The sequence below is a fragment of the Solwaraspora sp. WMMD792 genome (assembly GCF_029626105.1).
GTDB lineage: Bacteria > Actinomycetota > Actinomycetes > Mycobacteriales > Micromonosporaceae > Micromonospora_E.
Window position 1 is genome coordinate 5,845,856 of the sequence record NZ_JARUBH010000009.1, and the last position, 12,421, is coordinate 5,858,276.

Genomic DNA, 12,421 nt, shown 5'->3' on the forward strand with positions numbered 1-12,421 from the left:
TCAGCTGGTCGGGGTGAGCCGGGTACGGGGGCCGGCGCGCAGCACCCCGGACGGAAGTTGCCGGCCGACCAGCTCCTCGGCCAACTCGGCGGCGGCCAGCAGGGCATCCAGGTCGATCCCAGTCTCGACGCCCATGTCGTGCAACATGTGCACCACCTCCTCGGTGGCCACGTTGCCGCTGGCCCCGGGCGCGTACGGGCAGCCACCCAGGCCGCCGACGCTGGCGTCGAACTCGGTGACCCCCAGCTCCAGCGCGGCCAGCAGGTTCGCCAACGCCGTACCCCGGGTGTCGTGGAAATGCAGCAGCACCGGTACCGCCGCCTGCCGGTCGCGCACCGCCGTGACCAGCTCGCGGACCCGGCGTGGGGTGGCCATCCCGGTGGTGTCGCCGAACGCCACCCGGTCCGCGCCGTCGGCCACCACCCGGTCGACGATGTCAGCGACCCGGTGTGGGTCGACGTCCCCTTCGTACGGGCAGCCGAAGCTGGTCGCCACGATCACCTCGACGTGCGCCCCGGCGGCGTGCAGCAGCGGAATCAGCTCGGCGATGTCGTCCAGCGACTCGGCGGTGGACCGGTTGACGTTGCGCCGGTTGTGCGTGTCGCTGGCCGACACCACCACTTCGATCTCGGAGAAGCCGGCGTCGAGTGCCCGACGGGCACCCCGCAGGTTCGGCACCAGCGCCGAGTAGCGCACCCCGGGCACCCGCCGGGCCCGCTGCCACACCTCGTCGGCGTCGGCCATCTGCGGGATCGCTTTCGGATGGACGAACGAGACCGCCTCGATCCGGCGTACGCCGGTGCCGGACAACGCGTCCAGCAGGCGGACCTTGCCCTCGGTCGGGATCGGCTGCTCGTTCTGCAGGCCGTCACGCGGCCCGACCTCGCGGATCGACACGGACTCGGGAAGGGGCGTCGCTGCCATCCGTCCAGCATCCCGCGCCCGTGCCGTCCACTCAATGGGATCCGACGAAGGTCACCGCAGCGTTGCGCGCCGGACGGCGTCGGTGCCGGACGATGGCCGGCCTGACCTCACCGCATCCGGCCGACGATGCCGGTGTCGTAGTCGCCGGAGACGAACTCCTGGTGCTCCAGCAGCTCGGCGAAGAACGGCAGGTTGCACTTCGGCCCGGCCACCTCGAAGGCGGCGACCGCGGCCCGGGCCCGGGCGATCGCCTCGGCCCGGTCGGTGCCGGAAACGATCAGCTTGGCCATCAACGAGTCGTAGAACGGCGTGACGGTGGTGCCGGCGGCGTACCCGGAATCGACCCGGACCCCGTCGCCGGTCGGCTCCGACCAGGCGGTGATCGCGCCCGGTCCGGGCAGGAAGCGTTTCGGGTCCTCGGCGTTGATCCGCAGCTCGATCGCGTGCCCGCGCGGCGCGAGGGCGGCCGGGTCGAACGTCGGTTCCAGCCCGGCGGCCACCCGCAGCTGCTCCTCGACCAGGTCGACGCCGTAGACCAGCTCGGTGACCGGGTGCTCGACCTGCAGCCGGGTGTTCATCTCCAGGAAGAAGAACTCGCCGGTGGTCGGGTCGAGCAGACACTCGACCGTGCCGGCGTTGCGGTAGCCGACCGCCTCCCCGGCCCGTACGGCGGCGGCGAGCAACCCGGCCCGGATCTCGTCGGTCACCGCTGGCGACGGCGACTCCTCGGCGAGTTTCTGGTTGCGCCGCTGCACCGAACACTCCCGCTCACCAAGGGCGACGACCCGGTCGGTGCCGTCGGCCGTACGCCAGCCGAGGATCTGCACCTCGACGTGGCGTACCCGGGGGAAGTAGCGCTCGATCAGCACCGACCCGTCGCCGAACATGCGCGCGGCGAACGCCCGGACCTTGTCGTACTCGGTCCGCAGCGCGGCGTCGTCGGCCGCGACGCCCATGCCCATCCCGCCGCCGCCGGCGGCGGCCTTGACCATAACCGGGTAGCCGATGGTCGCGGCGGCGTCGAGTGCGGCGTCGACGGTCTCGGCGGGCTCGGTGGTGCCGGCGGCCACCGGTACCCCGGCGGCGGACATCAGGTTCCGCGCGTTGATCTTGTCGCCCATCGCCTCGATCGCGTCACCACCGGGCCCGACCCAGATCAGGCCGGCGGACTCGACCGCGCGAGCGAAGTCGGCGTTCTCCGACAGGAACCCGTAGCCAGGGTGGATCGCCTGCGCGCCACTGCTCTTGGCGGCGGCCAGGATCGCCTCGGTGTCGCGGTAGCTCTGCGCCGGCTGCGCGGGTCCGACGCAGATCGCCTGGTCGGCCTCGGTGACGAAGGGCAGCCCGGCGTCGGCCTCGGAGTGCACGGCGACGGTCCGGACCCCCAACCGTCGGGCGGTACGGATGATCCGCCGGGCGATCTCGCCCCGGTTGGCCACCAGCAACGACTCGATCATGCCTCTCCTCGCGGGGTGCGGCGCCCGCTGCCGGGCGCGGAGGGTGCGGCGCCCGCTGCCGGGCGCGGGGATGGGCCCGGTTTGCTGCTCAGCCGTGCAGGGCGGCGAGGGTGGCGGCTCGCAGCAGGGCGGCCCGTCGTTCCCGGTCGACCTCGCCGCCGAGGAAGGGGGTGGAGTTCATCAGGCCGAACGCGGCGTGCGCCAGCACCCGGGCCTCGGCCGCGTCGAGATCGTGGCGCAGCGCGGTGAGCACCGCCACCCACTCCTCGACGTAGAGCCGCTGCAGCCGCCGAATCCGCCGACGCGGCTCCTCCGGCAACCGGTCGAGCTCGTGCAGGTGCAGGGCGATGACCGCCGGGTTGGCCAAGGCGAACTCGACGTGGAACTCGATCAGCGAGGCGAGCGCGGCGGTGGCGTCACCGGGCCGCGCCGCGACCCGGGCGCGGCCGCCGTCGAGCAGCTCCTCGCTCACCGGGATGAGCGCGGCGGCGAGCATCGCCTCCTTGCCGGCGAAGTGGTGGTAAAGAGCGGGACCGGTGACCCCTGCGGCGGCACCGATGTCGTCCATCGACACGCCGTGGTAGCCGCGGGCCGCGAAGAGCCCGACCGCGATCTGGAGAATCTCGTCGCGACGTGAGCGTCGCCGTGGCGCGCCCGGCTCCGCCCCGTCCGTCGTTGCCGCCTGCTGATCTACCGTCACCTGGCCAGCCTAACCGTGTGTCGAGCCGAATTGAACGACCGTTCAGTCACCGGAATGCCGTCGACTGATTCACCGGTGTCCACGCTGACCCGACGCCCGCCGATCACCGTACCGTCACCGACGCCGAGTCTCACCCCCGGCGGAGCCCTGTCAGGTGCCGGCTGGGACCGCGAGCCCGTCAGGTGCCGGCTGGGACCGCGAGCCCGTCGACGACCCGCGCGTTGGGCAGTACCCCCAGCGCCGGACCGGGAAGCACGATCTTGCTGCCCCGCACCCCGGAACCGATCACCACGTGCGGCACCGCCACCACCCGCGCGTCGACCAGGATGGGCCACTCCGGCGGCAGCCCGATCGGGGTGATCCCGCCGTACTCCATCCCGGTCGTCTGCACCGCGTCGGCCATCGGGGCGAAGCTCGCCTTACGGGCGTCGAGCAGCCGGCGGACCGTCCCGTTGACGTCCGCCCGGGTGGTGGCCAGCACCATGCAGGCGGCGTACCGGACGACACCGCCCCGCTTGCCGGCGATCACCACGCAGTTGGCCGACTCGTCGAGCGCGACCCCGTACGCGGCGCAGAAGGCTGCCGTGTCGGCGAGTTCGGGATCGATCGGCGCCACCGACACGTCATCCACGTCGACCGGCACCTCGGCCGACCACAGCTCGACGGCGGCGGCCACCGGCGCGGCCACCAGGTCGAGTCGGCTCCGGACCGGTTCGGTCTGCAGTTTCCCCAGCACGTGCGCCATCATGCACCCGGCGGTTAGCGAGCCGTGCCGAGGGGCACCGGCCACCCGGGCGCGGTAGATTGACCGCCGCCGCCACCGCGTACCCGGCCCGCTGCCGGGAGCGGCGCGGCACCGCCGGACAACCCGCCGAGAGGTGATCGTGGCTGCCCCGAGGGCGAGCGTCGTCGTACCCGTCTACAACACCGAGGCCTGGCTCGGCGCGGCTCTGGCGTCGATCGACCGTCAGCCACGAAGGACCGAGATCGAGGTCGTCGTCGTCGACGACGGCTCCACCGACGCGTCGAGCGAGATCGCCCGCGACTACGCCCGGCGGGCGCCGGGGGTCCGCTACGTCCGGCAGGACAACGCCGGTCTCGGTGCCGCCCGCAACCACGGGGTACGCCTGGCCACCGGCAACTTGCTGGGTTTCCTGGACTCCGACGACCTCTACCCCGACGGCGGGCTGGACCACCTGGTCGACATCGCCGAGCGGGCCGGGGCGCCGGTGGCGGTCGGCGACATGCACGGCTTCCCACCCCGGCCCAGCCCGCCCTGGCGGGCGGAGATCGTCGGCCCGGCCCGCACCATCGGGTCCGTCGCCGAGGCCCCGCTGCTGATCGGCAACCCGTCGGCCTGCAACAAGGTGTTCGCCCGCGACCTGGTCGACCAGGTCGGGGCCGAGTTCACCGAGGGCAGCGCGTTCGAGGACGTCCTGTTCACCGTCCCGTTGCTGGTCCGCTCCCCGCTGACCGCGCTCAGCCCACGACTGGTCTACCTCTACCGGCAGCGCGGCAACGGCTCGTCGATCATGGAAGGCCGGTTCCGGCCGGCGAAGATCATGCAGCATCTGAACATCATCGAGCGGCTGGTCGCCGGTAGCTCCGACGTCGCGCCCGAGGTGGCCGGGGCGATCGGACGGTGGGTCGCGTACATGCAGCTGCACTACGCCGGGCGGGCCGCCGAGGCCCTCGACGACGGGCAGCTGGCCGATTTCACCCGCCGGATGGCGGCGCTGCTGGCCGACGTACCGGTGCCGGTCGCCGCCGAGTTCAGCCGCAACCCGCACGCCGGGCTCCGCGCGGTCGCCCTCTACGAGCAGGACCCGGACGGAGTACGCCAGCCCCGGCACACCGGCCCGGTCCGGCTCCGCGGCGGGCAGCTCTACCTCGACCATCCGCGCTGGGACCGCTACCGGGACCTGCTGCGGGTACCCGCGCCGACCGTCGGTGTGCACAGCGTCCGCCGCAGGGGCCCGGCCGGCGACGAGGTGGTCCGGTTGACCGGGTGGTGCGGCCTGCCCGGCCCCGGCGGCGCCCCCGGCGACCAGCGGGACGACCTGGTACTGGAGATCGGCGACACCCGGTTGCGGCTGCCGCTGACCGTGGCCGACGGCAGCGGCGGCCAGCTCCGTTGGCGGGTCGACGTACCGCTGGCCGCGCTGCCCCGCGGCCGGTACGCGCTGCGGATCGTCGCCCGCGACGGCGGCGCCGAACTGGTGCTCCCGCCGGCACCGGGCGCGCCCGGCACCCGGGCGACGCTGACCGCCCGGGGGCGTGCCGTGTGGGTCGCACCCGGCCGCCGTGGGCTGCGTCTGGTGGTCTCGGACCCGCTGGTCACCGCCGCCGCGACACCGGCAAGGTGGAGCCGGATGGCCCGCTACCAGGCCGGCCGCGCGGCGCGGCGCGGGGTCCGAGTGGCCCGCCAGGGCCGGCAACGGCTGCGCCGCCTAGCCGCCCGCTGATACCGACCGATCACTGAGGTCGACTGGCGTCGACTGGCCGGCGGCCGGTCAGGGATCCTCGGCCAGCAGGTCGGCGCGGCTGTCGCCGAGCAGTTCCCGCAGCCGCGACAGGGAACGCCGGCTCTGGGTCTTGACCACCGACACCGAGACGCCGAGCGTCTCGGCGACGGTCTCGACGCTCTGGTCCTCCCAGTAGCGCAGCACCACGATCGCCCGGTCGCGGGGCGGCAGACAGCCGAGCGCGTCGATCATGGTGATTCGCAGATCGGGCCGGGCGGATCGGGCCGGATCCCCGTCCTCACGAGGGCTGGCGATCGGCAGTTCCCGCGCGCTCAGCCGGCGGCGGTGGTCGAGCACCACCCGTAACAGCACCTTGCGGCTGTACGCCTCCAGATTGTCGAACCGGGACACCCGCTGCCACGCGGCGTACATCTTGGCCAGTGCCGTCTGGGTGAAATCCTGGGCCAGATGCCAGTCGCGGCACATCAGGTAGGCGGTGCGGCGCAACCGTGGCGCCGCAGCCGAGGCGAACGCGACGAACTCCTCCTCCACCGCCCCGGACGGAGCCCGGTCCGCCGCCCTCGATCCGTCCAGGGCCGTGGACGCGGATACCGCCTGGTCGACGGCGGGTCGCGGCTTGCCCACCACATGCCCGGGCAGGATGATCTCAGCCCCGCCGTACACACTGCACTCCCATGCCTGGGCACCCTCCCCGGTGTGGACCTGCCGGTGTCCGACCCCTGCTGTGATAGACGTCGCGTGGGCGGCGATCGGTGACATGGGCGGGAAAGTCCCGGACGTTCGCCAACTGGTCACCAGCTGTTAGCCTTTTGCCAGGGCCCCCTTCCCCTACCCGACGGACGATGTCGGACCGACGGTTGACCCCCGCCGCCGGACCGACGCACCGACGTACGTGGAAGGCGCGCTGCACCGATGGCACTGCTGAGCTTGATCATCCCGGTGTTCCGGGTCGAGAAGTACCTCGCAGCGTGCCTCGACTCGGTCCTGGCGCAGCGTCGGGCGGACGTGGAGATCGTGGCGGTGGACGACGCCTCCGATGACGGGTCCAGCGCCATTCTGGCCAGCTACGCACAGCGACACCCCGAGATCACCGTGGTCACCCTGGACCGCAACAGCGGGCTGGGCGCCGCCCGCAACGCGGGTATCGCCCACGCCAGCGGTCGCTACGTATGGTGTGTGGACAGCGACGACTGGTTGCCGGACGGCTCGCTGAACGCGGTCGCCGACCGGCTCGACCACACCGACCCGGACATCTTGATCACCGGGTACTCCCGGGTCTATCCCGACGGCCGGGCCGAGGAACATCCGGTCACCGGCATCGCCCCGGGCCGCCAACTTCCGGAGGTCTTCCGCTTCGCCGACGAGCCAGGGCTGCTCGACGTGCTGTGGATCGCCTGCAACAAGGTCATCAAGCGGGACCGGTTGATCGACACCGGGATCACCTTCCAGTCCGGCTGGTACGAAGACGTCTCGTTCGTGATCCCGCTGCTGGTCGCCATGGACCGGATCGCCGTGCTGGATCGCGACTGCTACGCGTACCGGCAGCATGACGACGGCGCGATCACCCGGACGGTCAGCGACCGGCACTTCGAGGTCTTCGACCAGTGGCAGCGGGTCTTCACCTACCTCGACGCCCACCCGGGCCGGGCCGCCGCCCTGCGCCCGCTGATCTTCGGTCGGATGATCTGGCACTGCCTGCAGGTACTCGGGCACCCGCACCGGGTCCCCAGGTCCCACCGGCGGCGCTACTTCCGGCGCACCTGCGAGCTCTACCGCCGGCATCGGCCGGCCGGCGGGTACCCGGTGCCGGGCAACGGCAACGAGACGGTCAAGCACCGCCTCGTCGGGGCGAACGCCTATTCTCTCTACCAGACGCTGATGGCCGTCTGGTCACTGCGCAAACGGGTGCCCGGCCGGGCCGACCGGACCAGTCGGGCCAGCAGAGCCAGTCGAGCCGCTGGAGCCGGTGGAGCTGCTGGGGCCGGTGAAGCTGCCGGAGCCGGTGGGCGGCCGACCACAGCCGGTCGGACACCGCCGCCAACGGCGGCGCGGCCCGGCACCGTACCCGCCCGAGGTGGTGCGGTCGACGACGAAGCCGAGGAGGGGGCGATCAGGTGAGGCGCGACGCCGGCTCCGACGCCTCCGCGCCGGCCGGCAGCCGGATCACCTGGCGCCTCACCGGACTACCGGCACCCCACCCCGCCGAACGGCTCGGCCGCGCGGTGGGGTTGCGGGTGCTGCGGATACCCGGTATCCGGCGCGCGTTGGTGATCGCCGGCACCGTGGACCGGCTACGCGACCTGCCCCACCACCCGTCGGCCGGTCAGCCGGTACGCGCTGCCACCGTGGTCGTCGTCTGGTGGCGGTACCCGGGGCTTGGCTGGTCCGGCAGCGTCGGCACGTTGCCGCAGCTGCGTCGGCACCGGGTCGGGCTGCCCAGGCTGCGCCGAGGCGCGGCCACCGTCCGGCTGGCGCTCGCCGCCCCGGTGCCGCTGCGGTCAGCGGTACGGGCAGCGCTGCGCGCGTTGGACGGGTCTCGGCCGATGCCGTCCCCCGGCACCGCCGACGTCACCGCCGTTGGTGCCCCGCCGGCGTACCTGCCGGCGGGGGCGACCGTGCTGACCGCCGGACCGCTGCCGGAGCGCGACGAGATCCGCGCCCACGACCTGGTGCTGGACGGCCGGGATGCCACCGGCCCGCAGGATCCCGGCCGGGATGCCACCGGCCCGCAGGGCGAGCGCAGCGCTGCGTACGGTGTCCGGTTGGCCGGCACCGGGCATGCGGTCACCACGCCCGCTGGCGAGCGGCTCGTCCTGATCGACGCCGAACGGATCAACCCGCGGGGCCGGCTGGCTGCCGCGTACCGGCCGGAGGCGGCAGAGATCTCCCTGGAGTTCGCCCGCGCCGACCGGTCCGGGGCCAGGTTCCGCGGACCGACCAGCGGATCAACCCGATACGGGTCACTGACCGGCCCCGGGCTGGACGCGGCGGCGCTGGCCGCGCTGCGGCAGGTCCGCGCGGTGCACTGTCGGCTGGTGCCCGGTGAACACCCCGAGCAGACCGCCGGGCTGCTGGTCCAGCTCGCCGCGACCGGGGTACTCGTGCACGCCCCGATCCTGCCGCCGGCCGTGGCCGACCTACTCGACCCGCAGCTACGCGTGCTCGTCACCGGACAGCCGCCCGGATCAGCCGGGCCGGACGGGTCAGACAGGTCAGACGGGTCAGCCGGGCCGGACGGGTCGTTGGCTGTCGAGGCGCGCAGCGTACGGCAGCGCCGGGCCGCGATGCGCGGCCATGCCGCAGGGCTGCGGCTGCCCGGCCTCGCCGACGGCGGGCTGCCGGCACTCGGTCGGCCGCCGTCGGTCAGCGCGGTCCTGATCACCCGGCGGCCGGAGCTGGTCACCACCGCGCTGGCCGCGATCATCGCGCAGACCTATCCGGAGATGGAGATCATCCTGGGCCTGCACGGCATCGAGTTGCCGGAGTCGGCCCGCCGGGCGTTGTCCGACGCGGGCCGCCCGTTCGAGGTGCTGCACCTGCCGGAGTCGGTCGACTTCGGCGCCGGGCTCGCAGCGGCCACCCGGCGCGCCCGCGGCACCCTGATCACCAAGTTCGACGACGACGACAGCTACGGCGTCGAACACGTCTGGGACCTGGTGCTGGCCCGGCACTACTCCGGGGCCACCCTGGTCGGCAAGGGTGCCGAGTTCGTCCACCTGGACGATCAGGGCGTCACCCTCCGTCGACGGTCCGGCATCCCGGAGGCGTACGGCGGAGTGGTCGCCGGTGGCACGATGCTGCTCGCCAAGAGCGATCTGGAGGCCGTCGGCGGCTGGCGCCCGGTGCCCCGCTCGGTCGACCTCGGGCTGATCGAGCGGCTCCGGGCGGAGGGCGCCACCGTCTACCGCACCCATCCGCTCGGCTATCTCTACCACCGGCGGCCCACCGGACACACCTGGGATCCGGGCGAGGCGTACTTCGTGGACAGCGCGTACTCCCGCTGGACCGGCGTCCCACCGGAGGCGATGGGCGACGAGGTCACACCACCATCGACGGAAGCGGCCAGCGGCGCAGCCGGTGCGGCAACCAGACCAGTTGGTCGCCCACCTTCGTGACCAGACCCTCCTCGCCGAACTCGCGGGCGATGTCCAGGTCGACAGTGGTCATCCCGGCACCATCGAGCAGCTGCTCCAGCACCGCCAGGTACGCCGGGTCGTCGATGGTCAGCAGGTTGAGCCGACCGGCCCGCCGGTCCCGGACCTGGACGAACCCAGGGCCACGCCGGTAGGTGCACTTGTCGAAGTAGAACGCGTCCCGCCAGGCGGCAGCGGCCACCGTCCCCGGGTCGGAATCAGGGTCGGAGCCGGCGGCGTCAGCGGCGCCCGCCGCGCCGGCGATCTCGACCGTCGCCGGCGGACGCAGATGCCCGTACACCCGCCACAGGTCTCCGTCGCCGCCCGGCAGCCGTATCGACCAGTCCACCTCGATCGCGTAGCTGGTCAACTCGCGGACCAGGACGAGCCGGCGGACCGCATCGGCCGCCGCCACCGAGTCGGCGGCGGTGAGGTCGACGGTGCCGGGCAGCGCCACCTTGCGTACCCCCCGGTCGAGCCAGTCCGCGACGGTGTCGGCGGCGGACCCGGTGAACTCGGCCGTGCCCAGGTCGATGCCGGGAATGTCGGCGACCGCCGGATCGTGGTCCCGGTGCAGCCGGACCACGACCGGCCCGGTCGGCGGCGCCTCGATGTCGGTGCTGATCAACGCGGTGCTCCTGTCAGACGGCGGTGAGCGCGGGCTCGGACGCGGGGTGCCCGGCGGACGTGGCCGGGTCCGCCGACGCGGCTTCCGCCTGCGCGGCGGCCCGCTCCTGGTGCAGGTGGTCGATCCGGAGCAGGTCCTGGTTCATCGCCTGCGGTGCGATCTGGATGAACTGGTCGGCGTCGCTGAACAGCAGGCCGAGGTCACTCCAACGGGCGAGCAGCGTGGCCACCGCCTCCTCCGACGCGGAGATCCGCCGGGCCAGTGAGGCGACGCTGTGCGGCTGGTCAAGCTGCCGGAAGGCGGCGATCTCGGTCGGATCCGTCAACCGCAGCACATGCCAGTCGAACTGCCGCCGTTCGCTGACCAGCACGATCTCGGTGCCGAGGTCGTGGTGGGTCAGCCGGCTGCGGGCGTACTCGTGCTGCCAGCCGGTGACGGCCCGGTCGAGGGTTTCGGCGAGGTCCTCGTCGATGCCCTGGGTCGGGGTGTCGAAGATGTACGCCAGGTCCATCAGCTCCGACTCGGGCAGGTCGTAGATGAGCCGGTACTGGGCGGCCGGCCGCAGGTCGGTGAAGCCGAGTTCCGGCTTGACGAAGTACGGGCTGAACCGTTCGATGGCGATCCGGGTGCTGCCGTCGGGTGGGCAGAGGTGGTGCAGGGCCGGCATCTGGTCGATGATCGACTGGTAGTCGGCGTCGGACTCGCCGGGGAAGCCGTACAGGTAGTTCCAGGCGATGGTGATGCCGCTGGTCTCCGCATCGCGCAGCATCCGCACGTTGAGGCAGCCGGTCACCCCCTTGTCCATGATCTTCAGGACCCGGCTGTTCAGGTTCTCGATGCCCGGCTGGACGCTGACCAGGCCGGCGTCGGCCAGGGCCTGCACCTGCGGACCACGCATGTTCGACTTGATCTCGTACTGCAGCCGCAGGTCGTAGTCGGATTCGGCCAGCCGGGGCAGCAGCGAGTTGACGTAGCTCATGTCGAGGATGTTGTCGACGACGAACATGTCCAGCACCTGATGGCGCTCGACCAGCCCGATGATCTCGTCGTAGAACCGGCCGGGATGCTTGCTGCGGAACTGCATGAACGAGCCGTTGAGCCCGCAGAAGGTGCAGTGGTGCTTCTCGCCCCACCAGCAGCCGCGGGCGCCTTCCACCACCAGTCGGGGCTCGACCCAGTGGTTCGCCTTGGAGCGGGCCAGGCGCTCGAAGTAGCCGGTGTAGTCCGGGCTGACGATCTCCGCTGGCGGCAGCGGTGCGGTGCTCATCGGGTTGGCCACGTGCCGGCCGTCCGGGGTGGCCCAGCACAGGCCCTCGATGCTGGAGAAGTCGGCGTGGTCGTCCGCCGGTGCGGCCGCCAGTGCGGCGAGCAGCTGGGGGAACGCGGCCTCGCCTTCGCCGCGTACCACGAAGTCGATGAAGGAGAAGTTGCGGTGCAGCGCCGCGCCCTGCTCGCCGTCGCAGTTCGCCCCACCGAGGGCGGTACGGATCCGGGGGTCGAGTTTCTTCACCGCCCGGGCGGTCGCCAGCGCTGCGGTGTTCTGCTGGAACGTCGAGGTGAATCCGACGAGGTCGGGTGCCCGGTCGACGATTCGGGCGGCGATCTCGTCGATGAACTCCGGCGCGGACCGGTGCAGGTCCACGTTGCGGCTCAGGTCCCGCTCGGACATCTGGCCCTGCACCCGGCTGCTGAACTCGCTGACCCGCCACTCAGGGTCGTCGTAGAGGGCGGAGGAGAAGACCCAGTCACCGCAGCCGGAGAAGTAGGTGAACAGCGAATAGTAGTAGTAGTCACCGAGGCCGAACTCGCGCCGATCGACCACCCAGTCGACGAAATCGAGGTTGGCGTGCATCACTTCGACCTCGGCGTCCGGCATTTTCTGGCGGACGCTGTTGGTGAGGATGCCCAGTGCCAGCGACGGGACATCGATCGATGACCACGGCATGTTGACCAGCAGGATCCGCATGTGCCCTTCCCTTCTATGCGAGCCGCGACCGACGATCCCGGTCAGCGCGGGTGTCGGAGGTGGACAGGATTCCCGGTGGGATGGTGAGGTCGGCGCCGATGGGATGGAGGCGGTCAGGCGATGCCGG

At 72.3% G+C, this 12,421-nt stretch carries 10 protein-coding genes; 3 read left to right on the plus strand and 7 right to left on the minus strand.

Going from position 1 to position 12,421, the window contains the following annotated elements:
• From O7629_RS27185 to O7629_RS27200, 4 genes are all read right to left on the minus strand, one after another.
• Complete coding sequence (locus O7629_RS27185) at nucleotides 1-924, minus strand: hydroxymethylglutaryl-CoA lyase (protein WP_278172775.1); 924 nt, start codon at nucleotides 922-924, stop codon at nucleotides 1-3.
• A gap of 107 nt (nucleotides 925-1,031) precedes the next feature.
• Entirely contained in the window at nucleotides 1,032-2,381 is a 1,350-nt protein-coding gene (locus O7629_RS27190; protein WP_278172776.1) for a biotin carboxylase N-terminal domain-containing protein, read from the minus strand.
• 88 nt (nucleotides 2,382-2,469) lie between these two features.
• Entirely contained in the window at nucleotides 2,470-3,081 is a 612-nt protein-coding gene (locus tag O7629_RS27195) for a TetR/AcrR family transcriptional regulator (RefSeq protein WP_278172777.1), read from the minus strand.
• A 178-nt stretch (nucleotides 3,082-3,259) separates the two neighbouring features.
• Nucleotides 3,260-3,814 carry a YbaK/EbsC family protein gene (locus tag O7629_RS27200; RefSeq protein WP_278174699.1) on the minus strand — a complete coding sequence of 185 codons (555 nt, stop codon included), beginning with the start codon at nucleotides 3,812-3,814 and terminating at the stop codon, nucleotides 3,260-3,262.
• A 151-nt stretch (nucleotides 3,815-3,965) separates the two neighbouring features.
• Between O7629_RS27200 and O7629_RS27205 the strand changes: the two genes are divergently transcribed.
• Complete coding sequence (locus O7629_RS27205) at nucleotides 3,966-5,546, plus strand: glycosyltransferase family 2 protein (protein ID WP_278172778.1); 1,581 nt, start codon at nucleotides 3,966-3,968, stop codon at nucleotides 5,544-5,546.
• Nucleotides 5,547-5,594: 48 nt separating this feature from the next.
• On the opposite strand, the gene O7629_RS27210 is transcribed toward O7629_RS27205, so the two are convergent.
• Nucleotides 5,595-6,230 carry a SigE family RNA polymerase sigma factor gene (locus tag O7629_RS27210; protein ID WP_278172780.1) on the minus strand — a complete coding sequence of 212 codons (636 nt, stop codon included), beginning with the start codon at nucleotides 6,228-6,230 and terminating at the stop codon, nucleotides 5,595-5,597.
• Between the two features lie 249 nt (nucleotides 6,231-6,479).
• On the opposite strand from O7629_RS27210, the gene O7629_RS27215 reads away from it, so the two are divergent.
• Entirely contained in the window at nucleotides 6,480-7,685 is a 1,206-nt protein-coding gene (locus O7629_RS27215) for a glycosyltransferase family 2 protein (protein ID WP_278172782.1), read from the plus strand.
• Nucleotides 7,682-9,682, plus strand: a complete 2,001-nt coding sequence (locus O7629_RS27220; protein WP_278172784.1) for a glycosyltransferase family 2 protein — start codon at nucleotides 7,682-7,684, stop codon at nucleotides 9,680-9,682. Before O7629_RS27215 ends, O7629_RS27220 begins: the two co-directional genes overlap by 4 nt.
• Here the strand turns inward: O7629_RS27220 and O7629_RS27225 are convergent.
• The gene (locus tag O7629_RS27225; RefSeq protein WP_278172785.1) at nucleotides 9,606-10,328 is read right to left on the minus strand and encodes a DUF5825 family protein; all 723 of its coding nucleotides are present in this window, start codon (nucleotides 10,326-10,328) and stop codon (nucleotides 9,606-9,608) included. The two genes, O7629_RS27220 and O7629_RS27225, sit on opposite strands and share 77 nt — an antisense overlap.
• Nucleotides 10,329-10,341: 13 nt before the next feature.
• On the minus strand, nucleotides 10,342-12,294 hold the full coding sequence (locus O7629_RS27230) for a RiPP maturation radical SAM C-methyltransferase (protein ID WP_278172787.1): 1,953 nt from the start codon (nucleotides 12,292-12,294) through the stop codon (nucleotides 10,342-10,344).
• Nucleotides 12,295-12,421 lie beyond the last annotated feature (127 nt).